Raw genomic sequence first — 23,273 nt, 5'->3', positions numbered from 1 at the left:
TGACGAGCCGGCTCAATCGTTGCCGCGCGGTGGCGGCTCCACCTCTACACCGCTCGACTCGTGCTCCGGGCCGGCGGCTGGGTGTTCGGCCGGAACACGCTCACGGAATCGAGTCGCCTCACCGTCGGTACGCGGCTCGGAACGCCGATCGTCGCTGCGGTACGGCCCGGGCTTTGGCCGGGGCTTGCCACCCGGGAAGGCCAATCGAAAGATGCTGCGGTGCACCGTGAACCATTGCTTGGAAAACCGGCCGGTGTTGTACGGCAGCTCGTAGCGTTCGCAGATGTCTTTGATCTTCGGGGCGATCTCCGAGTAGCGGCTGCTCGGCATGTCGGGATACAGGTGATGCTCGACTTGATAACCCAGATTGCCGCTGATGACGTGGAACAGCGGACTGCCCTCGATGTTGGCCGCACCGACGAGTTGTCGCAGATACCAGTCGCCACGCGTCTCGTTCTCGACTTCTTGTTCGGTGAACGTGTAGGTCTGGTCGGGGAAATGTCCGCAGAAGATGATGGCGTGCGCCCACACGTTGCGGATGACGTTGGCCGCGGCGTCGGCGGCCAGGGTGCGCAGATAGGTGCTTTCGACGCCGGGCAGTGTCCGGTCGAGGAACGTCGCCGCCGCCCCGACCCGCCCCCTGCCCGAAATCCTCCGGAGCCGCCTGCCGATACGCGACTCCGCCGGTTGCCCGAGCCGGCCGCGCGACACCAGCTGCACCAGCGCGAACGCGCCCGCACTGATCAGCGGCCAGCCCAGGTAGTCCTTGAAGATCTGCGAACGTGCCTTGCCACCAATACCTTTGAGGTCTTTGCGCACCTCCGACCACGGCTTCTCTCCGGCCCGGATGGCCTCGATGTCCATATCGTGGACGGCCACGCCCCACTCGAAGAGCGCCGTGAGGAGCAGGTTGTAGAGCGGTTGTCCAAGATAACGCGGATGCCACTTCTGGTTGGGATCGATCCGCATGATCTCGTAGCCGAGGTCTTTGTCCTTGCCCAGGATGTTGGTGTAGGTGTGGTGGATGTAATTGTGCGAGTGCTTCCACGCCTCCTTGGTCGACGCGGTGTCCCAGTCCCACACCGAAGAATGAATGTCAGGATCGTTCATCCAATCCCATTGGCCGTGCATGACGTTGTGGCCGATCTCCATGTTCTCCAAGATCTTGGCCATACCCAGGCACGCCGTGCCGAGGACCCATGCGGTTTTAGATCGCGATGCCAGCAATAACACCCGACCGACCACCACAATCTGCCGCTGCACCGAAATGACGGTTTTGATATAGCGACGGTCGCGCTCGCCGAGATCGGCGAACACCTCGTCGTGAATCGCGTCGAGTTCCTTCGCCAGCTTCTCCCGTTCTTGCTCGCCCAAATGAGCGAACGGGGATTCTGAGCGTTGCAAACTAGAAGTCACCCCAAATCCTTTCGTCACAGTTCGAGTTCGACGTCGCCTTCGGCGGTGTTGATACAGATCCGCACATCCTGCCCGGTAGGTTCGATGACGTCGCCGGAGCGCAAATCCCGCAGCTTGCCGGACTTCAGCGTGCCGACGCAGGTGTGGCAGATTCCGATGCGGCAGCCGAAGGCGAGGTTGAGACCGGCTTTCTCGCCGGCTTCCAAAATTGATGTGCCGCCGTCACATTCGACGGTCTTCTCGCTGTCCAGGAAGCAGATGTCGCCACCCTCACCGGTAGCGCCGTCACCACCGATCTTGGGCTGGAACCGTTCCATGTGCAGACGATCGCAATCGCCGTTGTTCTTCCAGTGCTCGGTCAGCGCATCGAGCATCTCCCCCGGCCCCGAACAGAAGGCCTCACGGTCGCGCCAGTCCGGGCAGACCTCGTCGAGGTCTGCCGGCTCAAGCCGGCCCCGCTCGGACGTCAGGCGCAGATCCAGCCGCAGCCCGTCGTGGCGGCGATCGAGGTCTTCGAGGACGGACAAAAACATGACCTGTTCGCGGGTCCGAGCCGAGTGGATGACGACGACGTCGTCCAGTTGGTCACGACGGTCGAGGCTGCGCAGCATGCTCATGATCGGTGTGATGCCGCTGCCGGCGCTGATGAACAACATCTTGGGTGGCAGCGGTTCGGGTAGCGTGAACACACCCTCGATTTCGCCGAGCCGCACCAAGTCACCGGACTGGATTTTCTGCACCAGATAGGGCGAGACCACGCCGCCGTCCACCTTTTTCGGGGTGACACTGATCAAGCCGTCTTCGGGCGATGGATCCGATGTCAGCGAATAGGCCCGCCAGTGGTAGACGCCGTCGATCACGACACCCAGGCGCACGTACTGACCGGGCTTGTGACCGGGCCACTCATACCCCGGCCGAATCAGAACGCTCGCCGCTTCAGAGCCTTGGGGCTCAACGCGATCGACCTTGCCGCGCAGCTCCTTCGTGGTCCAGAGCGGGTTGATCATCTCCAGGTAGTCGTCGGGCTGCAACGGGCTGAACAGCCGTCGCACGGCCCGCAGGAACAACCTGCGACCGCGTGGGACTTGGGGCTGCGCACCTCGCTCCGCCATAGTGCTATAGTACACAGTTGTTCACTCAATTCAACCGCAGCGATCAATCGCAGTGATCTATAAGCAAATCGAAATACGTTCTCACAGTTGAAATTGATACAGACGTTCACTCAAGTGAACTCGGCGGGGGCCGTCGGTTGAATATGCGCATGAATGCCGTCGACGACAACACCTATTGGCTTGCCCACCGGCGGCGCAGCGCAAACATCGACCCTCAGGTCACCCCCGCGGAGTTAGATGACCAGTGGTCAGCGGAGGGTCTTCAAGCCACCGGGCCTGTAGGTCCGGCCGCGAGCCGGCCGGGTCCACAACACGCCGCCTTGCGCATTGGCGCCGGCCTCGATCAGCCGACGTTTGAGGATTTTGTTGGTCGCCGTCACCGGTAGTTCGTCGTTGATCCGGACATAGCGCGGCCAGGCCTTTGGCGACAGGTCGGGTTGTGAAGCGAGGAAGTCCTCGAAGTCGGCGGCTTCCAAGCACGTCCCATCGCGCAGGACCAGGGCCGCCATCACCTGGTCCCCGACTCTGTCGTCGGGGACCGCATAGACCGCTGCCTGGCTGATCTGCGGCAGCCGCTCCAAAATGCGCTCCAGCGTCGCCGCGGCCATATTCTCGCCATCGACGCGCATCCAATCGGCGGTGCGACCCGCGAGGTAAATCCAGCCGGCAGCGTCGCGATAGGCCAGATCGCCGGACCAGTACATGCCGTGCCGCATCCGCTGGGCCGTTGCCGAGGGATCTTTGTAGTACCCGGTGAACGGCCCCGCGCCCTGGGTGTTGACGAGTTCGCCGACGGCTTCTTCGAAATTGGTCAGGGCGCCGTGTTCGTCGAACTGCGCGACCGCGCACTCGGTCAACATCTCCGGGTTGTAGATGCTCACTCCCGGGTAGGGCTTGCCAATCGACCCCGGAGGCGTGCCGTCCTCCCGCACGACGATCACCGCGAACTCGCTGGAGCCGAAACTGTCCACCACGCGGCATCCGAAACGCCTTGCGAATTCGGCGATATCGCGATCGGTCGCCTCGTTGCCGAACGCCACCCGGAGCGTATTCTTGGCGTCGTCGGGGCGTTCAGGGGTGTCGAGGATCAACGCGAGCGGTTTGCCGACGTAGTTCATGTACGTCACGTGATAGCGGCGTACGTCGTCGAGAAAACGTGACGGCGAGAACCGGGCCGGGACCATCGTCGCGCCGCTTCCAATGGCGACCGCCCAGCCTGCCGCAACGCCGTTGGAATGAAACAACGGCATCGACAGGTAGCAAACGTCGTCGGCGGTCACGTCGTACTGATAGATCAGGCTGGCACCGCACATGACAGCCATCCCGTGCGCGAACCGCACGGCCTTGGGATCGCCGCTGGTGCCGGAGGTGAAGATCATCATCAGCGTGTCGGGACCGGTGACCTCACGGTGCGCAACCAGCGGTGACGCCGTGGCCACCGCTTCGGTGTAACGCGCCTCGTCCACATTGAGCACCTGAATCCCGTTGAGCTCCAAGCTGTTCAGCAGAGACACGTGTTCGGTGTCGACGAGAAGGAGTTGACAGTCCGAGCGACGGAGGTCGGCGAGCAGTCCGGCTCCGCGCCGAGTGGTGTTGATGCCGCACAGCACATAGCCGCCCAGCGCCGCGGCGGCCATCGCGCGAAGCATCGCCGGGGAATTGGAGAGCAGCGCGCCGACGTGCAGCGGACGGGTTACGTCGGCGAGTCCGATCAGGGCGGCCGCTTCGGCCTCGGCCTCGGCGAGGTGTTCGCGCCAGGTCCAGGTGCGGTCGCCGTAGGCGATGGCAGGGGTGTCGTCGTCTCTGCGCTGCCGCAGTATCTGCTGAACGGTCTCCGGCACGGTCTCGCTTTCTGTCTACCTGGCCCTCGTCACTGGGTTGTCAGCACCAAGCCGGCATAGCCGCGCCGGGCTACCTCGTCGCAGTGGCGGCGGTAAGCGCCGAAGCCTCCCGCGTAGGGCATGAACATCCGTTTCTTGCCTTCGATATTGGCGCCCAGGTACCACGATGATGCCGCCCGGGGAAACAGCGTCTGCTCGGCGGCTGCTGCCACGTGGTCGGTCCATTCCCGGGCGGCGTCGAGGCGCGGTTCGACTTCGCTGACCCCGAGGCGGCGCGCGGTCACTATCAGGTCCATGACCCAGTCGACCTGAACCTCGGCGTGCAGCACCATGTTCGCCAGCACCGAAGGGGCGCCAGGTCCGCTGACACTGAACAGGTTTGCGAGGCCGGGCACCATCAGGCCCAGGAACGTCAGCGGGCCGTCGGCCCAGATGTCGCGTAATCGCTCTCCGCTCGGGCCGCTGGGGTCGATGCGGGTCAGGGCACCGGTCATCGCGTCGAAGCCGGTGGCGAAGATCAGTGCATCACACGGATAGCTGGTGCCGTAGGTTCTGACCCCCTCGGCGGTGATCGTCTCGATGGGCTCGCGGCGCAGGTTCACCAGCCGGACGTTGTCCCGGTTGAAGGTGGCGTAGTAACCGGCATCAGTGCAAATCCGTTTGGTGCCGATGGGGTGGTCGACCGGGATCAGATCGGCCGCTACGACTGGATCGTTGACGATTTCGCGAATCCGCTGCTCGGCGAACTCGCGAGCGATGTCGTTGGCTGCCAGATCGCTGGTCTGGTCGGGGAAGGTCTTGGCGAAAAGCACGCCGCCCTCCCGCCAGCGCCGCCACAATGCCTCTGTGCGCTCGGCGGGTTCGGTGTCGACGGCTTTCTTGTGATACGTACCGTGCGGAGTCCCCGCAGCCGCGTATGCCGATTTCCGCCGGCGTTCGGGATATTCCGCCTGAATCTGCCGTTGCTCCTCGGCCGACCATGGCCGGTTGGGCATGGGAATGCTGTAGTTCGCCGACCGCTGGAAGACCACCAGCGTCGCGGCCTGCTCGGCGACGATCGGAATCACTTGGATGCCAGACGAACCCGTGCCGATAACGCCGACGCGCTTGCCCCGCAGATCGGGATCCTCGCGCGGCCACGCCGCGGTGAAGTACACCTCGCCGGTGAAATCGTTGACGCCGGGAATGTCGGGGCGATTCAGGGCCGACAGGCAGCCCGTGGCGCACAACAGAAACCGCGCGGTATGGGTGTCACCCGCCGCGGTGCGAACACGCCAATGTGAGGAGTCCTGGTCGAACTCGGCGGCCACCACGTCGCAACCGAACCGGTAATGGCGGCGCAGGTCGTAGCGCTCGGCGACGTGCCGCAGGTAGGCCAGGATCTCCGGTTGCGCGGCGAACCGCTCGCTCCACTGCCAGCTCTGCTGCAGCGTTTCGTCGAATGAGTAAGAGTAGTCGACACTTTCGACGTCGCAGCGGGCGCCGGGATAGCGGTTCCAATACCAGGTTCCACCCACGTCGGGCGCCGCCTCGAGGGCGGTCACCGAAAGGCCCGCCGCCACCGCCCGGTGCACGGCGTAGAGTCCGGCGAACCCTGCGCCGATGACGATCACGTCGGTCGCCGACGTCACCGTGGCTCCAGGCTCGGAGACAGCAGCTGCCGCAAGTCGCGGCAGACCAGCTGCAGGGCCGACACTGCCGCGGGCAAGAGTTGAATGGTCATGAACCCGTGGAAGAGGCCGGGAAAATCACGGTGTATCACCCGCACCCCCGCGCTGCGCAACTGCCGTGCATAGCCGCACCCTTCGCTGTGCAACGTGTCCAGGCCGGCTGTGACGATCACCGCCGGTGGCAGCCCCGCATGGGATTCCGCGCGTGCCGGGGCCACCAGGTACGGCGGGTCGAAAAGCTCTTGCCCGCCTAGGTATTGGCGCCAGTACCAGATCATCGCCGCACGGGTGTTGACGTATCCACTGGCGTAGCGCTGATAGCTGTCGGTGTCGAACGAGGGGTCCATCGCGGGGTAGATGAGAAGTTGTGCGGCGGGTGCGCTGACTTCTCGTTCGCGGCAGAGAATGGCGGTGACCGCGGCGAGATTTCCGCCGGCGCTGTCGCCGCCGACCGCGATCCGCGCCGGATCGATCCCCAACTCGCGGGCGTTTTCCACCACCCAGCGAAACGCCGCGAAAGCGTCGAACGCCGCCGCGGGCGCGGGATGTTCGGGCGCAAGTCGATAGTCGATCGAAACCACGACGGTTTGGCTGCCGCGAGCCAGTGCCCGACAGAAGCCGTCGTGGGATTCGATGTCGCAGAAGACGAAACCTCCGCCATGGCAATACACGATCCCGGGGCGGTGTTCCGATGGGTCCCCGTGCGGGTAGTAGAACCGCGCCGGGATGTCGCCGGCGTCAGCTGGAATCGTGCGATCGACCGTGCAGCGAACATCTTCCAGGTTGGTTGCCGGAACCCGTCGCTCAGCCACTGCTGCGCGGGCCTGCGGGCCGGTCATGATTTCCACACGTGGAAATCCGGCATCCAGGTCACGCAGCATTGCCTGCACGGCATCGTCCATGTGCGCCTCCGACCGCACCATCGAGTCATTCCGGACGGTACTTCAGTAGGGTGATTCCGGCCTCGGGCAGATCGTAGAACACCGGCCTCACCCGCATTCCGACCCGGATGGCTTCGTGGCCTTCGGGATCGACACCGACCAATTCGGTGCTGATCCTGGGCCCGGCATCCCACTGCACCACCGCGAGTAACTGCGGCGTCGCGTCGGCCCAGGGTGGCCCGGTGGGCCGGCGAGCGATGGTGAAGGTGTACAGCGTTCCGGCACCATCGATTTCGCGCCATTCCAGGTCGTCGGCCAGCGTCCCGGGGGCCAGCGTTCGCGGGTAGAAGACGTAGCGCTGCAGCGAGGGCGAGTACTGCACCAGGATGCGGTGCTGCACCAGGCCGTCCCAGAATGGCCGCGAGACGGGCGTGGGTTCTGGAACAGGGCGGGGTTCGGTGCGGCTCACGGTCAGTCTCCCCGCATCAGCAGCGCCACCTGCTCGCTCATGATGCCGCCGTTTCCGGTCACGAACGCGGTGTGGCAGTCCCGAACCTGCGCGTCGCCCGCTCGACCCATGATCTGGCGGGCGCCGTCGACCACGTGGTGCATGCCGCCCGCCATCCCCGCCTGACCGAAAGACAGCTGTCCCCCGGCCGTGTTCACCGGAAAGTTGCCGCGATAAGTCAGGTCGTGTTCGTTAACCCAAGACATGCCTTGACCTTTGGTGCAGAAGCCGGCGTCCTCGAGGCTCATCAGCACGGTGATCGTGTAGCAGTCGTAGATCGAGGCGACGTCGACATCTGATCGGCTCAGGCCCGCCATCGCGAATGCTTTCTCCGCCGCCCGCGCGATCGGGGTGCGCAGCAGATCGTCCGCGTAGGTCGGGGTCTTGAACGCGATGTGCTCGCCGAACCCGGCGATCCACACCGGCCGGTGACGACCGCGACGCGCGATATCGGCGTTCGCAATCAGGACGCCGACTCCCCCATGTACCCGCATCACCGTTTCCAGCATGTGGATCGGGTCGGCGATCATCGGGCTGCCCAGCACGTCGTCGACGGTGATCGGGGTGCCGTGGAAAACCGCGCCCGGGTGCGCGCACGCGTTGGTGCGCTGGTCGACGGCGATCTTGGCGACCGCGGCGGGGTCATAGCCGAACTCCGCCGCGTACCGCTGTGCGATCTGCGCGTACGGCGCGTTCTGACCCACGTTGCCGTACGGGATTTCGAATTCCGCTTGGGGCGAACCGTAGTTGTTCGACGACGCCCCAAACCAATTCGGCGCGGAGGGCGGACGGTTTCCGGACTGGGGCACGGCGGAGGATCCGGGCACCACGGCCAGCACGGCGTCGCAGATGCCGAGTTCGACGGCGACAGCGGCCCGCCACACCATCCCCGCTGATGTCGCTCCACCCAGATCGACTCGCTCACCGAAATCCAAAGGCAGACCGAGATATTCAGCCAAGGTAGCCGGTGCGAACATCGTCGATTCGGCTATCCCGTGCGTCAGCAGTCCGTTGATACATGCCGGATCGACGCCGGCATCCTCGACGACCATCTTCGCCAGCAACGCGTATTGGTCGAGGGTGAACATCGGCGGTCGACTCGGGCGGCGTTCAGCGGGCAGCTCGGCGATGCCGACGATGGCCGCCTCACCACGTAAGCCGGTCACGACGGAGTTCCGCGCCGGGGCAGCTGGACGGTCGCCGTGCCCGGCATCAGCACGGTGGAGTCGCGGCGGCCGGCGATATCTAGATCGAGCAGTCCGGCCCCCGCGTCGGTGAGGCGCTTGCCGGTGACGATGCCGCCGAACAGGAGCTGCTGACCCGGATACGCGACCGCGCGGTTCTGCACCGAGAAGGAAACCAGGCGGCCGCGACCTCCGATCCACTCGCACACCGCACGGGCCAGTAGCGCCGCCTGAAGCGGACCCTGGACCAACACGTCGTCGTAGCCCTCGCTTTCAGCCCACTCTTTGTCGTAGTGAATCCGGTGACCGTTGTAGGTGGCGGCGCTGAAGAAGAACAGCTGGGTTTCGTCGACGGTCACGCTCAGGGTGGGAATCTGCTCGCCCACGCCGACATCCTCGTAAAACACCTGCGGTTCGGTCATTTGCGCCGCTCCTCCTCATCGCTACTCTCTGCATCGTCGCCGGCGCGCGTCATTACCGCCGCTCCTAGGGCCGCGCGATCATCGACGTCGACGCTTCGGCGATCAGCTCGCTGCGCTGGTTGCGATACACCGTATGCCAGGTAACGAGGACGAATCGTCCTGAGCGGCCCTGCTTTTCAACGATGGACTCGATGGTGCGGACCATCTCGATCTGATCTCGGTGATAGGCCGGCGAATGAAAGGTGAAACTCTCACCCCCGGCCATCCGTTTGGGAGCCCTCGGGAACGCGAGACTTCCCGAGGCCGCGCCGGAGGAACCGTCCGGCCGCAACCCGTCCAGCCGAGTGACACCGAGCACGGCATATTGCACGAACAGCGGCGGGCAGGTGATGTCCCGAAAGCCGTTGGCGCGGGCATAATCCGGATCAAACCATAGCGGGTTGTGGTCACCGACCGCCGCAGCCCACCGCTGCCAATCTCGTCGATTGACCTCGCCCGTCGCGGATGCGGCGACGGTGCCCACGCGGGACGCCGATTCGGCATCGATCAGGGACTGCTCAGTCGTCAATGCTCTCCTCCAGCCATGCCGCGGCGACGTCGGGCCCGCCGCCGATAGTCGAGCCGATGCGCGCTCTTTCGGACCACAAATGCAGATCGGTCTCGGTCACGTAGCCGATGCCGCCGTGCAGTTGATGGGCATCCAGGGTTGTCAGTCTGGCCGCGGTCGCCGCGTGCATGCGCGCGATGGCCGTTTCCCTGGTCGCCGTACGGCCACGCGCTATCCAGAAGACCGCCGAGTGTGCGGCCAATCGCGCTGCGGCCAAGGCGATGTGCATGTCTGCGACCAGATGCTGGGCCGCCTGGAACGACGCGATCGGCCGCCCGAACTGGTGGCGCAGTTTGATGTAGTCGACCGTGCGGTCAAGCACGGCCTGCCCCACCCCGACCAGGTCGAGTGATCCCAACGCCACCGCGGCGTTGGCCACCCGGCGCAGCGCCAACGGGGTGACCCGGTGGTCCACCAGCGCGTCGGATCCGACAACCACATCGTCGAATCGCACGGTGAATGCACGATGCCTACCGGCCATGGTGAGCGGCTCGATACTCACACCGGCGGCTCGCGTGTCGACGACGAAGACCGATGTGCCCTCCGGTGTCGCGGCGGATACCACGATGAGGTCGGCGAGGTCGGCGTCGGCGACATAGCCGACGACTCCGCTCACCCGCCAAGCACCGCTGGAGACAGGTTCGGCGCCCAGCACAGCCGAGACGACGGCGGCGTCGCGGGCGCTCCACAGTGCCGTCGTGCCGCGAGCCTCGCCGGTTGCCAGCGCCGGCAGCCACGCGGCGCGGGCATCGGCGGTGCCGAGTAGGTCGATCGCCAGTGCGGCCTGCACGGTGCTGTGCACCGTCGTCGGGCACAGCGCGCGGCCGGCCTCGGCGTAGAAGACGGCGAGCTCGTCAAGTGTGCCGCCAGATCCCCCGTACTCCTCGGCGATCGCGAGCCCGAACACGCCGGCGTCGGCGAGCGCCTTCCACAGCGCCGGAGTGCTCCGATCGGCGGCGGATTCATTCAGTGCCCGGATCAGGCTCACCGGACTCTCCGCGGCCAGCAGCGCACGCACACTCGCGCCGAACTCGCGTTGCACGGCGGTCGGTATGGCTCTCATCAGGCAGCGTCCATCTCAACGTCCATAAGTGGGCATCCCGTGGCCGCGCTGGGCAATGATGTCGCGCAACACCTCGTTGGTGCCGCCGCCGAACCGCATCAACGGCGCCGAGCGGTAGAGCCGTTCGAACTTGCCGCCCAGCGGCGCTTCTGCGCTGCGGTGTGCCAACAAGCCGTCCGGGCCGAGCAGATCGAGCGCGAGATCGGCGATGCGCTGACGAAGTTCACTGGTGAAGACCTTCTCGACGCTTACCTCCACGGTCGGGACGACGCCGGTGTCGAGAATCGAGGCTGCCTCGTAGCCCATCAACGTGGCCGCCTCCACGTCGGCCTCGGCCTGTGCCAGGCGGCGCCGAAGCACCGCGTTGCGAGCGGGCACCGTGCCGTCTCGCCGGGGGTGCACGGCGAGCTCACGCAAGTCGTCGACCGCCCGGCGCAGGTCGCCGGCGTTGGTCAGCGCCCCGCGTTCGAGATCGAGCGCTCCGGTGATGTACCTCCAGCCCCGGTTGACCTCGCCGATCAGGTTGGTCAGGGGCACCCGCACGTCGCGAAAATGCACCTCGTTGGTGCGATACCCCGACCACGCGTACAGCGGGCGGATCTCTACGCCCGGGCTGTCGACCGGGACGATGATCACCGAGATTCCGTGATGGCGCGTACTGGTCGGATCGGTGCGCACGCACAGCCATTCATGGGTGGCGCGCTGCGCCGCGCTATTCCAGATCTTGCTGCCGTTGATCACCCATTCCCGGCCGTCGCGCGTCGCCCGAGTGCGCAGGTTGGCCAAGTCGGTGCCGGCCTCAGGCTCGGAATACCCTACCGCGCAAACCATTTCACCTTTGGCGATCAGCGGCAGCCATTCGGATTTGTTCTGCTCGGTGCCGTGTCGCATGATCATCGGCGCCACCGAGGTGACCGTCAGGTCGGGTCCTGGCACTCCCCAATATTCGAACTCGCTCATCAGCAGGTGCTGATAGACAGCGCCAAGCCCTAAACCTCCGTATTCGGGCGGCCAGTTCAGTCCGAACCACCCTTTGTCGCCGATCTTGCGGCGAAATTGCGCGACCTCGCCGTCGGGAAATTCGAGATCATGCTCGGCAAGTTCGGCACGCAACTCCGCGGTCACGTTGGCATGGAGGAATTCGCGGACCTCGTCCAACCAGGCCCGTTGGCCGGCGTCGAGTTCGAAATCCATTCCGGCTCCCTTGCCGCGGCTGTCCGAACTTTTGGTGCAGAACGCTCGTACTAGTTGCTAACAGTTGCAAACCCTACTTGGCCGGGAAGACCATTGTCGGACGACGGAAGCTTGATGAATTCCGCCGGTGAGGCGCACGATGACCGAATGACCGAATCCGGTGCGGACCGTGTTGCGGTCTATTTCGATTTCGACAACATCGTCATTTCGCACTACGACCAGGTGCACGGCCGGAACGCGTTCCAACGGGACAAGGCCAAGGGCCTGGAGAATGAGCGGCTCGAGGCGGCGACCGTCGACCTCGGCGCCGTCATGGATTTCGCTTCCTCGTTCGGCACGCTGGTCCTCACCCGCGCGTACGCGGACTGGTCTACCGACGTCAATGCCCGGTATCACGGCCAGCTCGTGGGTCGCGCGGTGGATTTGGTCCAACTGTTTCCGGCGACCGTCTACGGCAAGAACGGGGCCGACATCCGCCTTGCCGTGGACGCCGTCGAAGACATGTTCCGGCTGCCCGACCTGACCCACGTCGTGATCGTCGGCGGCGACTCCGACTACATCGCCCTTGCCCAGCGCTGCAAACGGCTCGGCCGCTATGTGGTCGGCATCGGCGTGGCCGGTGCCAGCAGCCAGTCGCTGGCCGCCGCCTGCGACGAGTTCGTCACCTACGACACCCTGCCCGGAATACCCACCCAAAGCGCGCCGGTGCGCCAGCCCAAGAAGCGTGGCCGGCACGCGACCTCCGAACCCGAGGACGAGCCGCCGCCCCCGGATCCGCAAGCCGCGGCCACCAGCCTGCTCGAGCGTGCGCTGCGAATCAGTCAGGAGAAGGACGACGCCGACTGGCTGCACAACTCGGTGGTCAAGGCGCAGATGAAGCGGATGAACCCGTCGTTCAGCGAGAAGTCGCTGGGATTCAAGTCATTCAGCGATTTTCTGCGCTCGCGCAGCGACATCGTCGACCTCGACGAGAGCAGCACCACGCGTCTGGTGCGGCTGCATAGTGATGGAGAAACCCGATGATGACCGATTTACGCCGGCGCGCGTCCTGGCTCGCCGCGTCCCTGGTTGCTGCAGCGACGACGGCCTCGCCGGTCCCGGTCGCGTCCGCGCAGGCGTGCCCCGACATCGAGGTCATCTTCGCCCGCGGCACCGGCGAGCCACCCGGTGTCGGGGGGGTCGGAGGCGCATTCGTCAATGCAGTGCGCGGGCGGGCCGGCGGCAGATCCGTCGGCGAGTATGGCGTCAACTACCCGGCCAGCGGTGACTTCGGCAACCCCGGTTTCCGTGGGACCTTCAACGCCGGGGTCGGCGACGAACGCGGGCACATCCAATCCATGGCGGCCAGCTGCCCGAACACCAGAATGATCGTCGGAGGTTACTCCCAGGGCGCGGCCGTGACCGGCAACATGACGGCGGGCGGTGTATCGGCGGATGGGGCCAACCACGTCGCGGCCGTCGCGCTGTTCGGGAAACCGTCGCCGAATTGGTTGCGCACGTTCGGCTCGCCGCCGATCGTCATCGGCCCGCAGTTTGCTGGCAAGACCATCGACCTGTGCGCCCCCGGCGACAACATCTGCGACGGCGCTCCCGGCGGCCCGCCAGACCGACAGCACGGTGCGTATCCGTTCAACGGCATGGTCGGCCAGGCCGCGGATTTCGCCATCGGTCACCTGTGAGAAACCCGGAACCAACACCGGTGGCGCTGCTGGCCGACCGGGTCGCGGTGGTGACGGGCGGCGGAGGTGGCATCGGCGCGGCGACCGCGCGACTGTTCGCCCAGCACGGCGCCCGGGTGGTCGTCGCCGAGATCGACGCCGGACGTGGCCAGGCGATCGCCGACGAGATCGGCGGCTTGGCCGTCGCAGTCGATGTGCGGGAGTCCGAGCAGGTCAGCGCGTTGGCGCACACTGTGCTGGATCGCTACGGCCGGGTCGACGTGCTGGTCAACAACGTGGGGCATTGGCTGCGGCATCCGGGCAACTTCGTCGACACCGACCCGCAGCTGTGGGACGAGCTCTACCGGATCAACCTGCACCACGTATTCCTGGTGACCCGCGCGTTCCTGCCGGCGATGATCGGCCGACGCGCGGGAGCGATCGTCAACGTCTCGTCCGTCGAAGGGTTGCGCGGCTATCCGGAGGATCCGGTCTACGCCGCTTTCAAGGCGGCGGTCATCCACTTCACCCGCAGCCTCGCGGTCCAGGTGGGTCGCGATGGCGTGCGAATCAACGCGATCGGCCCAGACGTCACCGAGTCGCTGCAGGTGCCCTACTCGCAGTGGCTGTCGCCGGATGAGCAAGGGCAGTGGCCGCAATGGGTTCCGGTCGGACGGATGGGACTGCCGGAGGACCAGGCCCGGGTGATCCTGTTCCTGGCCTGCGAGCTGTCGGCCTTCGTGACCGGCCACACGATCCCGACCGACGGCGGTACCGGCGCCGCCGGCGGCTGGTTCCGCTCGGCGCGCCGGGCCGATCGGGAATGGACGAATCGGCCTGTCGCGCCGTGAGCCGACGCTGCTGGGCGCCAAGAAATTGCGGAGAATCTTTCAAGAGCAGCCCTGAACTGTGAAGTCGCCCGGGCAGAACCGGGGAATTGACATCACAGAGGGAGTCCAGCGCGCTCATGACTACCGTGCAATTGCCGGGGCACCAGCACCCGCCCGTTCCATATGTGGCACAACCCCATCGACACCCCTGGGAAATCGGACTTCTCGTCCTGGTCATCGCATCCAGCGTCGTGCTCTATCTGCTCGCTATCGCGGTGGTGATGTCGGGCCGTACGAGCACGCTGTGGCTTGGGATTCTGGCCTGGCCCGTGGTGGTGTATTTCGGCCGCGGCCTCACGTATGGCAGGCAGCGGGTGAGCGGCGTCAAGATGTCGCCCACCCAGTTCCCCGAGGGCTATTGGCTCGTCGTCGAGGCGGCCCAGCGGTTCGGCCTGCCCGAAGTACCCGACGCCTATGTCGTGCTGGGCAACGGCAAGATCAACGCCTTCGCGAGTGGACACGGCTTCCGCCGCTACGTGGCCGTTTACAGCGACCTGTTCGAGATCGGGGGCCAGGCCCGCGATCCCGAAGCGCTGGCATTCGTGATCGGCCACGAGGTGGGCCACATCGCTGCCGGCCACACGTCCTACTGGCGCCAACTGAGCCAGCTGGCGATGAGGATCCCACTCCTCGGCCAAACGCTGTCGCGGTCGATGGAGTACACGGCCGACAACTACGGGCACGCGTTTCGCCCGTCGGGAGCGGCCCGAGCCATCGGAGTCCTGAGCGCCGGAAAATATCTGCTCAGGCGGGTGGACTTCAACGGCATGGCCGACCGGGCCGCGACCGAGACCGGATTCTTCGTTTGGCTGGCCAACATGCTGGCATCGCATCCGGTGAACACTTGGCGGGCGGCGGCGCTGCGCAACCGCGCAGTCGCGGGTTCGCTGTTCTTCCGGCCCAGGCCGCTGGGACCCGCTCCGGTTGACCAGGGCTCCTGGATGCCCTGATCACGACATCGGAGCCGCGCCAATGGTGGGTGGTCAGTAGGGTGTCAGCCGACCAGCACTTACCATCCCATCAGTGACAACCACACCGGAACTGTTCTCGACCTACGGCCCCGGCGACGTTCGCATCGTGTGCGATCGCCTGGGCGATCCTGCGGCGCGAGCCGTGGTGTTCCTGCACGGGGGCGGGCAGACCCGCCGTTCGTGGGGCCGCGCGGCGGCAGCTGTTGCCGAGCGCGGCTGGCAGGCGGTCACCGTTGACCTGCGCGGGCACGGCGAATCGGACTGGTCTACCGACGGCGACTACCGCGTGGTGAGCTTCGCCAGCGACATCCAAGAGGTGCTGCGCCGTCTGCCGCCCAGGCCGGTGCTGGTCGGCGCGTCTTTGGGCGGATTCACTTCGATGCTCCTCGCAGGTGAGCTATCGCCCGGCATCGCCGGCGCGGTCGTCCTGGTAGACATCGTGCCCAACATGGACCCGTCCGGGGCGAGCCGCATTCACGCGTTCATGGCCGACCGGGTGGCCTCGGGATTCGACTCGTTGGACGAAGTCGCCGACATGATCGCCGAATACAACCCACATCGGCCGCGTCCCACTGATCTCGACGGCCTGCGCACCAACCTGCGCCGTCGCGGCGATCGCTGGTATTGGCACTGGGACCCGCAATTCATCAGTGGCACTTCGCCATTCCCGCCTATGGAGGTTACCGACACCGACCGCATGCACGCTGCCGTCGACGCAATTCTGCGCAACGGCGTGCCCATGCTCTTGGTACGAGGCCAGATGAGTGACCTCGTCAGTCAAGAGCGGGCCGACGAATTTCTCGAACGATTCCCCCAAGTCGAATTCGTCGATGTCCGCGGCGCGGGCCATATGGTCGCCGGGGACCGCAACGACATCTTCGCTCAGGCCGTCCTGGACTTCCTCTCCCGCCATGCGGACGCCGGCTGACCTTCCCGGACGCGGCATGGCAGGGTGGCATCCGTGATAGACACTTCTGGACGCAACCCGGTCTTCGAACAGAATCTTCGTGAAATCAGCACTCCGGCTGGCGTTTTGCGTTACTGCGACTGCGGGCCCGATTCCGCAGCACCGCCGGTGTTGCTGTTCCTGCACGGCTCGGGCCCCGGGGTCACGGGGTGGCGCAACTTCCGCGGCATCCTGCCGGCGTTCGCCGAGCATTTCCGTTGCCTGGTATTGGAATTCCCGGGCTTTGGCGTCAGCGACGACTTCGGCGGCCACCCGATGGTGACCGCGCAACGCACGGTGGTGCCGTTCCTGGACGCACTGAATGTGAACCGCGTCAGCATCGTCGGCAACTCGATGGGTGGCGGCGTGGGCATCAATTTCGCGATCCGCAATCCGGGCCGCCTCGATCGGCTGGTGACGATCGGCGGGGTCGGCACCAACATCTTCAGCCCCAGCCCCAGCGAAGGCATCCGACTGCTGCAGGAATTCACGGAGGACCCGACGCGGCAACGGCTTGTCGACTGGCTCAAGTCGATGGTGTACGACCAGTCGGTCATCACCGACGAATTGATCGAGGAGCGTTGGCAACTGGCTACCGACCCGGAAACATTGGCCGCCGCGCGCCGGATGTACGGAAAGGCGGCCTTCGCGGCGATGACGTCGGCGATGGAGGCCGCCGATACCCCGATGCCGTGGGCGGTGATGCACAAGGTGGCCGCGCCCACCCTGCTGACGTGGGGCCGTGACGACAGGGTAAGCCCGCCCGACATGGCGCTCATTCCGATGCGCACCATCCCCAACGCAGAACTCCACGTGTTCCCGAAATGCGGGCACTGGGCCATGATCGAGGCCAAAGAAGCGTTTGAGAGCACCGTTCTGGGTTTCCTGTTACGCAAATAGCACGAGCGCGCTTGCGCCTATTGCTCGTCCCGAGTGGCGTGCAGAATGTGCAGTTCGTGCAACTATGAATGTCATGATGAACCAGATCGGCCTGCGCGAGCGGCGTCGCCGTCAGACCAGCGCGGACATCCGCGGGGCGGCGGTGCGGCTGGCACAGGCGCGCGGCTGGGACAAGGTGACCATCGAGGAAATCTGCGTCCAGGCCGGAATCTCGACCCGCACGTTCTTCAACTACTTCCCCAACAAAGAGGCGGCGATCGCCTACGGCCCGTCGGACCTGCCCCCCGAGCTGGCCGCCGAATTCGTCGCCGCCGGACCCGCCCCCTATTCGGTGATCCTGGCCGAGCTGATCACGCTGGCCGCACACCATCTTCGCGACATGCCCCCGCAGCGCGAGCAGGCCGTTTGCATGCTGGACCTGGCAAAAACCACCCCGGCGGTGCTGGCGGCATTTCTGGCCGACCTGGAGCGCTTTCAGACCCAGCTGACCGATATCGTGGCCAAACGCCAGGGCATGCCATCCGATGACGAAATACCCGCGCTGATCTCCGCATTGGCGCTGACGGCGGTGCGCTCGGGCATCGAACGCTGGTCCAGCAGCGATCCCCAGGACGCCGACGACACGCCGATGCCCTATGTCGAGCGGGCCGCCGCGCTGGTCAACAGCATTTTCACGAAATGACGGCGTGACCGGAAACACATAAACTTGCATGGTGTGCAAAATATGCAGATCATGTACACATGGTCGGGCGGCGGCGGTTCTTCAGTGTGCCTCGGCGACACGAAGCATCTGCCGTTACCTCTCGAGCCAGATGGGGCTGGCTAGAGCCGTCCACACGCCTGACGTTCGACCGCGTTGAGCCGACAGCGCCAACACCATTCGTTGCCCCGCAACACTTCTCGACCCAGCAGTACATCACGACGACCGCGTTGGCATTTCGTGGCCGGGAAAGGATCGCGTAGGTACCGATGGCTAAGGTCTTGCGCAACGCCTGGCTGCCGCTGCTGATCGTTGCCGTGGTGGTGATCGGCGGCTTTGCGGTGGTACGGGTCAAGTCCTTCTACGGCGCCGACAACGCCGACACCCTGACCAGCGCAAAGGTTGACGACTCCAAACCGTTCAAACCCAAGGTCATCAAGTATGAGATCTTCGGCTCGGCGGCCCACGCGAATGTCAACTACCTGGATCTCAGCGCCGAGCCGCGGCGGTTGGACGGCGCGCCATTGCCCTGGACCTTGGTGCTCAGCACCACCGCGCCCTCGGTGTTTCCCAATATCTCGGCGCAAAGCGACGGTGATTACCTCGGTTGCCGCATCACCGTCGACGACGAAATCAAGGACGAGCAAACATCCACCGGCGTGCACGCCCTGACATCCTGCTTAGTGAAATCCGCATGAGCGCTCCCACTCAAGACGCGCCCACCGACGTCATCCCAGTCGCCAGGCATGCAGCGCGCCCGAAGATCGCACACTTCATCCGCACGTTCGCCGTGCCGATCATCCTTGGCTGGATCGCGCTCATCGCGGCGCTGAACGTCGTTGTGCCCCAGCTCGACGAGGTCGGGAAGATGCGCTCGGTCTCCATGAGTCCCGACGACGCGCAATCGGTGATCGCGACCAAACGCGTCGGCGAGGTGTTCAAGGAGTACAAGTCCAACAGCTCGGTGATGATCGTGCTGGAGGGCCAGAATGCGCTTGGCGCCGAGGCGCATGCCTACTACGACCAGATCGTCAAGAAGCTCGAGGCCGATACCAAACACGTTGAGCACGTTCAGGATTTCTGGAGCGATCCACTCACCGGGGCCGGCGCGCAGAGCAACGACGGCAAGGCGGCCTACGTTCAGGTCTACCTCGTCGGGAACATGGGTGAGACGAAGGCCAATGACTCGGTCGAGGCCGTCCAGACCATCGTGAAAGGCACCCCGGCCCCCAACGGGGTCAAGGCCTACGTCACCGGCCCTTCGGCGCTGGAAGCCGACCAGCATTTAGCCGGCGACCGCAGCCTGCAGATGATCGAGGCCGTGACGTTCCTGGTCATCATCGCAATGCTGCTGATGGTCTACCGGTCCATCGTCACGGTGCTGCTCACGTTGGCAATGGTCGTGTTCGAATTGGCCGCCGCCCGCGGCGCGGTCGCCTTCCTGGGCTATTACAAAATCATCGGACTGTCCACGTTCGCCTGCAACCTGCTGGTCACGTTGGCGATCGCGGCCGCCACTGATTACGCGATCTTCCTGATCGGCCGATATCAGGAAGCCAGGGCGGTCGGCGAATCGCGAGAAGACGCCTACTACACCATGTTTCACGGCACGGCACACGTCGTGCTCGGGTCGGGGTTGACCATCGCCGGTGCGACGTTCTGCCTGCACTTCACCAACCTGCCGTATTTCCAGACACTGGGAATCCCGCTTGCCATCGGCATGGTGGTCGTTGTGCTCGCCGCGTTGACGCTTGGCCCCGCAGTGATTTCGGTGGCATCGCGCTTCCGCCAGACACTCGAGCCCAGGCGCGCTCAGCGAATTCGCGGCTGGCGCAAGGTCGGCGCGCTCGTCGTCCGCTGGCCGGGCCCCGTCCTGGTGGTGACGATCGGAATTGCTCTGGTCGGTCTGCTTACTTTGCCCGGATACCGGACCAACTACAACGACCGCAACTACCTGCCCGCCGATCTGCCGGCGAACGCCGGCTACGCGGCCGCCGATCGGCACTTCTCGAAGGCCCGGATGAACCCCGAGCTGCTGATGATCGAAAGTGACCACGATCTGCGCAATTCATCGGACTTTCTGGTCATTGACAAGATCGCCAAAGCGATCTTCCGGGTCCCCGGGATCAGTCGCGTGCAGGCGATCACCCGGCCCCAGGGCACGCCGATCGAGCACACGTCGATTCCGTTCCAGATCAGCATGCAGGGCGTCAGCCAGCAGATGACGCAGAAGTACCAAGAAGATCAGATCGCTGACATGCAGCGCCAGTCCGACGAGATGCAGACGACGATCGACAGCATGGTCAAGATGCAGAGCATCACCAAACAGATGGCCGACGACATGCACGTGATGGTCGGCAAGATGCACGCCATGACGATCGACGTCGCCGAATTGCGCGATCACATGGCCGATTTCGAGGACTTCTTCCGGCCCATCCGCTCCTACTTCTACTGGGAGAAGCACTGCTTCGACATCCCGGTGTGCTGGTCGCTGCGCTCGGTCTTCGATGCCCTCGACGGCGTCGACACGATGACCGACGACATCCAGAGCCTGATGCCCATCATGGATCACCTCGACACGCTCATGCCGCAGATGGTGGCGCTGATGCCCGAAATGATCCAGAACATGAAGAACATGAAAACCATGATGCTGACCATGTATTCGACCCAGAAGGGTCTGCTGGAACAGCAGCAACGGGCACAGCGCGACTCCGCGGCCATGGGCAAAGCGTTCGACGCGTCGAAGAACGACGACTCGTTCTACCTGCCCCCGGAAACCTTCGATAACCCCGAATTCAAGCGGGGCATGAAGAACTTCCTCTCCCCCGACGGCCATGCCGTGCGCTTCATCATCAGCCACGACGGCGATCCGATGACACCAGAAGGCATTTCGCATATCGATGCGATCAAGAAGGCCACCTACGAGGCGCTCAAGGGCACCCCTATGGAGGGCTCCAAGATCTACCTCGGCGGGACCGCGGCGACCTTCAAAGACATGCAGGACGGCAGCAACTACGACCTGCTGATCGCCGGGATCGCCTCCATGTGCCTAATTTTCATCATCATGCTGATCATCACGCGTAGCGTGGTGGCCTCGGCTGTCATCGTGGGCACCGTATTGCTTTCCCTGGGTGCGTCTTTCGGGCTTTCGGTGCTGATCTGGCAGCACCTCATCGGCATCGAACTGCACTGGATGGTGCTGGCGATGTCGGTGATCATCCTGCTGGCCGTCGGCGCCGACTACAACCTGCTGTTGGTGTCCCGGTTCAAGGAGGAGATCCATGCCGGGCTGAACACCGGCATCATCCGGTCGATGGGTGGCACAGGTTCGGTGGTGACGTCGGCGGGGCTCGTGTTCGCCTTCACGATGATGACGATGGCGGTCAGCCAGCTGATCGTGATCGGGCAGGTCGGCACCACAATCGGGCTGGGTCTGCTGTTCGACACCCTGATCGTCCGATCGCTGATGACGCCGTCCATCGCCGCGTTGCTGGGCAAGTGGTTCTGGTGGCCGCAACGGGTTCGGCAGCGGCCGGTTCCTTCGCCGTGGCCTGATCCCGTGCAGCGGCCGGCTGAAAAGGCCGAATCCGTACCTACGGCTTGAACTTCTTGACCAGATCGAATCCCTTGTAGCCGGCAACGGCGACTTCGGCGCAGATGTCGTTGTACGTCGCGAATCCCCCGACGAACAACATGAAACCGCGCGGCTTTCCCGGGACGTTCGCGCCCATGTACCAGGAGTTCGCCTTGGTGAACAGGGTCGCCGCGGCCCGCTCGGCGCATTCCGCGCCCCATTCGTCGACGCTCTCCGCGGTGGCTTCGATTGCGGCGTAACCATGCTCGTCGAGGTAGGTGATGGCGTCCGCGATCCAGTTCACCTGTGCTTCCGCATGCAGCACCATGTTGGCCAGCACCGCCGGAGCTCCGGGACCCGAAATCATGAACATGTTCGGGAAGCCGTCGACACCCAATCCCAGATAGGTGCGCGGTCCGTGCGCCCAGTCGTCGCGCAGTCTAGCGCCGGCCCGGCCGACGATGTCGATCTTGGCCAGCGCTCCGGTCATCGCATCGAAACCCGTTGCCAGCACGATAGCGTCCAGATCGTAGTGCCTATCGGTGGTGTTGATGCCGGTGGCGTCCACGGACTTGATCGGAGTGCTGCGCACACTCACCAGTGAAACGTTGGGTTTGTTGAAGGTCTGAAAGTAGTTGCTGTCGGTGCAGATTCGCTTGGTGCCGATCGGGTGATCGTTCGGAATCAGTAATTCGGCTACCGCTGGGTCCTTGATGACGGCTCGGACTTTTTCTTCGTAGAACTTTCTGGCCTCTTCGTTGGCCGCCGGGTCGATCACCTGGTCCGGGAAGGTCTTGGAGAACAGCACACCGCCCAATTGCCAGCGGGTTTCGAACGCCGCGCGGCGTTCCTCCGGCGTGAACTCCAGCGTCGGCTTGGCGGCGGTGATGTGCGGCGACCCTCCGCCGCTGCGCCACGACAGTCGGCGCCGTTGGGCATACTGCGCCTTGATGTCGTCGAGTTCCTTGACAGACAAGGGTTTGTTGCCGGCCGGCACGCTGTAGTTGGGCGTGCGCTGGAAGACGTACAGATGTGCTGCCTGCTCGGCGATGATCGGAATCGACTGTATGCCAGACGATCCCGTGCCGATGACTGCCACCCGTTTACCCGTGAAGTCCACCGGCTCGTGCGGCCAGGCAGCCGTGTGGTAGATCTTGCCCGCGAAGGTGTCCAGGCCCGGGAAGTCCGGGGTCAGCGCGGCCGACAACGGGCCCGTCGCCATCAGGCAGAATCGCGCGGTGAGCCGTTTTCCACCGTCGGTGGACAGCGTCCAGCGCAGGGTCGTCTCGTCGAAGACCGCCGAGACCACGCGGGTGTTGAACGCGACGTCGCGGCGCAGGTCGAGTTTGTCGGCGACCCAGTTCAGGTATCTGAGGATTTCGGCTTGGGTGGCGTACTTCTCGGTCCAGTTCCACTCTTGCTGCAGCTCGTCGGAGAAGGAGTAGCAGTAGTCGACGCTTTCGACGTCACACCGCGCGCCGGGATAGCGGTTGTAGTACCAGGTGCCGCCCACCTCGGGCGCAGCCTCGAGCACCCGTACCCGCAGCCCTTGGCTGCGCAGTTTGTGCAGGGCATACAGGCCGGCGAACCCGGCGCCCACCACGACCACGTCCAACGGTGGATTTGAAACCTCGTCGCCGGCATTGCTCACAAGCACTCACCATAGGAGTTCTCTGATCGCGAGCCGTGCCCCGTCCCGGTGACCGGACGATCCGGTCCTGATTTCCCGGCCATTG

General features: G+C 64.8%; 21 protein-coding genes. 9 read left to right on the top strand and 12 right to left on the bottom strand.

Features of this window, described 5'->3' with window-relative positions; all coding sequences use genetic code 11:
- Positions 1–12: 12 nt before the first annotated feature.
- The 11 genes from A9W99_RS14430 to A9W99_RS14380 all read right to left on the bottom strand — a co-directional run bounded on the left by A9W99_RS14430 (position 13) and on the right by A9W99_RS14380 (position 11,898).
- A complete protein-coding gene (locus tag A9W99_RS14430) occupies positions 13–1,416 on the bottom strand; it encodes an acyl-CoA desaturase (RefSeq protein ID WP_067378768.1) in 1,404 nt (467 codons plus the stop codon).
- 14 nt (positions 1,417–1,430) lie between these two features.
- Positions 1,431–2,528 carry a ferredoxin reductase gene (locus A9W99_RS14425; protein WP_067378766.1) on the bottom strand — a complete coding sequence of 366 codons (1,098 nt, stop codon included), beginning with the start codon at positions 2,526–2,528 and terminating at the stop codon, positions 1,431–1,433.
- Between the two features lie 248 nt (positions 2,529–2,776).
- Positions 2,777–4,369 carry a fatty-acid--CoA ligase FadD1 gene (gene fadD1, locus A9W99_RS14420; RefSeq protein ID WP_067378763.1) on the bottom strand — a complete coding sequence of 531 codons (1,593 nt, stop codon included), beginning with the start codon at positions 4,367–4,369 and terminating at the stop codon, positions 2,777–2,779.
- Between the two features lie 29 nt (positions 4,370–4,398).
- Complete coding sequence (locus A9W99_RS14415; RefSeq protein ID WP_067378761.1) at positions 4,399–6,000, bottom strand: NAD(P)/FAD-dependent oxidoreductase; 1,602 nt, start codon at positions 5,998–6,000, stop codon at positions 4,399–4,401.
- The gene (locus tag A9W99_RS14410) at positions 5,997–6,941 is read right to left on the bottom strand and encodes an alpha/beta hydrolase (RefSeq protein ID WP_067378870.1); all 945 of its coding nucleotides are present in this window, start codon (positions 6,939–6,941) and stop codon (positions 5,997–5,999) included. The genes A9W99_RS14415 and A9W99_RS14410 overlap by 4 nt, the downstream gene beginning before the upstream one ends.
- A 25-nt stretch (positions 6,942–6,966) precedes the next feature.
- Positions 6,967–7,389, bottom strand: a complete 423-nt coding sequence (locus A9W99_RS14405) for a Zn-ribbon domain-containing OB-fold protein (RefSeq protein WP_067378759.1) — start codon at positions 7,387–7,389, stop codon at positions 6,967–6,969.
- Between the two features lie 2 nt (positions 7,390–7,391).
- Positions 7,392–8,594 (bottom strand): thiolase family protein, encoded by a 1,203-nt coding sequence (locus tag A9W99_RS14400; RefSeq protein WP_067378756.1) that lies wholly within the window; start codon positions 8,592–8,594, stop codon positions 7,392–7,394.
- Positions 8,591–9,034, bottom strand: a complete 444-nt coding sequence (locus tag A9W99_RS14395) for a MaoC family dehydratase (RefSeq protein WP_067378752.1) — start codon at positions 9,032–9,034, stop codon at positions 8,591–8,593. The genes A9W99_RS14400 and A9W99_RS14395 overlap by 4 nt, the downstream gene beginning before the upstream one ends.
- Before the next feature lie 64 nt (positions 9,035–9,098).
- Complete coding sequence (locus tag A9W99_RS14390) at positions 9,099–9,584, bottom strand: MaoC family dehydratase N-terminal domain-containing protein (RefSeq protein ID WP_082929997.1); 486 nt, start codon at positions 9,582–9,584, stop codon at positions 9,099–9,101.
- A gap of 7 nt (positions 9,585–9,591) precedes the next feature.
- Complete coding sequence (locus tag A9W99_RS14385; RefSeq protein ID WP_067378746.1) at positions 9,592–10,704, bottom strand: acyl-CoA dehydrogenase family protein; 1,113 nt, start codon at positions 10,702–10,704, stop codon at positions 9,592–9,594.
- A 15-nt stretch (positions 10,705–10,719) separates the two neighbouring features.
- The gene (locus A9W99_RS14380) at positions 10,720–11,898 is read right to left on the bottom strand and encodes an acyl-CoA dehydrogenase family protein (protein WP_067378743.1); all 1,179 of its coding nucleotides are present in this window, start codon (positions 11,896–11,898) and stop codon (positions 10,720–10,722) included.
- A gap of 147 nt (positions 11,899–12,045) precedes the next feature.
- Between A9W99_RS14380 and A9W99_RS14375 the strand changes: the two genes are divergently transcribed.
- The 9 genes from A9W99_RS14375 to A9W99_RS14335 all read left to right on the top strand — a co-directional run bounded on the left by A9W99_RS14375 (position 12,046) and on the right by A9W99_RS14335 (position 21,567).
- Positions 12,046–12,921: an NYN domain-containing protein gene (locus A9W99_RS14375; RefSeq protein ID WP_067236685.1), complete on the top strand. Its 876-nt coding sequence runs from the start codon at positions 12,046–12,048 to the stop codon at positions 12,919–12,921.
- Positions 12,921–13,577, top strand: a complete 657-nt coding sequence (locus tag A9W99_RS14370; protein WP_067378740.1) for a cutinase family protein — start codon at positions 12,921–12,923, stop codon at positions 13,575–13,577. The genes A9W99_RS14375 and A9W99_RS14370 overlap by 1 nt, the downstream gene beginning before the upstream one ends.
- Positions 13,574–14,407: an SDR family NAD(P)-dependent oxidoreductase gene (locus A9W99_RS14365; protein WP_067378737.1), complete on the top strand. Its 834-nt coding sequence runs from the start codon at positions 13,574–13,576 to the stop codon at positions 14,405–14,407. The genes A9W99_RS14370 and A9W99_RS14365 overlap by 4 nt, the downstream gene beginning before the upstream one ends.
- A gap of 116 nt (positions 14,408–14,523) precedes the next feature.
- Positions 14,524–15,396, top strand: a complete 873-nt coding sequence (locus tag A9W99_RS14360) for a M48 family metallopeptidase (RefSeq protein ID WP_067378733.1) — start codon at positions 14,524–14,526, stop codon at positions 15,394–15,396.
- Between the two features lie 73 nt (positions 15,397–15,469).
- Positions 15,470–16,345 (top strand): alpha/beta fold hydrolase, encoded by an 876-nt coding sequence (locus A9W99_RS14355; protein ID WP_216639727.1) that lies wholly within the window; start codon positions 15,470–15,472, stop codon positions 16,343–16,345.
- Between the two features lie 33 nt (positions 16,346–16,378).
- Positions 16,379–17,263 carry an alpha/beta fold hydrolase gene (locus tag A9W99_RS14350; protein WP_067378865.1) on the top strand — a complete coding sequence of 295 codons (885 nt, stop codon included), beginning with the start codon at positions 16,379–16,381 and terminating at the stop codon, positions 17,261–17,263.
- Positions 17,264–17,336: 73 nt separating this feature from the next.
- Positions 17,337–17,945, top strand: a complete 609-nt coding sequence (locus tag A9W99_RS14345) for a TetR family transcriptional regulator (RefSeq protein ID WP_067378862.1) — start codon at positions 17,337–17,339, stop codon at positions 17,943–17,945.
- Between the two features lie 287 nt (positions 17,946–18,232).
- Positions 18,233–18,661, top strand: a complete 429-nt coding sequence (locus A9W99_RS14340; RefSeq protein ID WP_172828875.1) for an MmpS family transport accessory protein — start codon at positions 18,233–18,235, stop codon at positions 18,659–18,661.
- Positions 18,658–21,567 carry an RND family transporter gene (locus A9W99_RS14335; RefSeq protein ID WP_067378730.1) on the top strand — a complete coding sequence of 970 codons (2,910 nt, stop codon included), beginning with the start codon at positions 18,658–18,660 and terminating at the stop codon, positions 21,565–21,567. Before A9W99_RS14340 ends, A9W99_RS14335 begins: the two co-directional genes overlap by 4 nt.
- Here the strand turns inward: A9W99_RS14335 and A9W99_RS14330 are convergent.
- Positions 21,557–23,188: an NAD(P)/FAD-dependent oxidoreductase gene (locus A9W99_RS14330; RefSeq protein ID WP_067378727.1), complete on the bottom strand. Its 1,632-nt coding sequence runs from the start codon at positions 23,186–23,188 to the stop codon at positions 21,557–21,559. The genes A9W99_RS14335 and A9W99_RS14330 overlap by 11 nt on opposite strands.
- Positions 23,189–23,273: the final 85 nt, after the last annotated feature.

This window comes from Mycobacterium sp. 1164966.3, from assembly GCF_001665395.1.
Taxonomy (GTDB): Bacteria; Actinomycetota; Actinomycetes; order Mycobacteriales; family Mycobacteriaceae; genus Mycobacterium.
The sequence above is the reverse complement of the archived record's forward strand: the minus strand, read 5'-3'. Positions and strand labels throughout refer to the sequence as shown.

Coding starts and splice junctions, on each gene's coding strand:
- A9W99_RS14425 (WP_067378766.1), bottom strand. CDS start 2,528: ATGGCGGAGCGAGGTGCGCAGCCCCAAGTCCCACGCGGTCGCAGGTTG.
- A9W99_RS14410 (WP_067378870.1), bottom strand. CDS start 6,941: ATGGACGATGCCGTGCAGGCAATGCTGCGTGACCTGGATGCCGGATTT.
- A9W99_RS14395 (WP_067378752.1), bottom strand. CDS start 9,034: ATGACCGAACCGCAGGTGTTTTACGAGGATGTCGGCGTGGGCGAGCAG.
- A9W99_RS14385 (WP_067378746.1), bottom strand. CDS start 10,704: ATGAGAGCCATACCGACCGCCGTGCAACGCGAGTTCGGCGCGAGTGTG.
- A9W99_RS14380 (WP_067378743.1), bottom strand. CDS start 11,898: ATGGATTTCGAACTCGACGCCGGCCAACGGGCCTGGTTGGACGAGGTC.
- A9W99_RS14375 (WP_067236685.1), top strand. CDS start 12,046: ATGACCGAATCCGGTGCGGACCGTGTTGCGGTCTATTTCGATTTCGAC.
- A9W99_RS14370 (WP_067378740.1), top strand. CDS start 12,921: ATGACCGATTTACGCCGGCGCGCGTCCTGGCTCGCCGCGTCCCTGGTT.
- A9W99_RS14360 (WP_067378733.1), top strand. CDS start 14,524: ATGACTACCGTGCAATTGCCGGGGCACCAGCACCCGCCCGTTCCATAT.
- A9W99_RS14345 (WP_067378862.1), top strand. CDS start 17,337: ATGATGAACCAGATCGGCCTGCGCGAGCGGCGTCGCCGTCAGACCAGC.
- A9W99_RS14340 (WP_172828875.1), top strand. CDS start 18,233: ATGGCTAAGGTCTTGCGCAACGCCTGGCTGCCGCTGCTGATCGTTGCC.
- A9W99_RS14335 (WP_067378730.1), top strand. CDS start 18,658: ATGAGCGCTCCCACTCAAGACGCGCCCACCGACGTCATCCCAGTCGCC.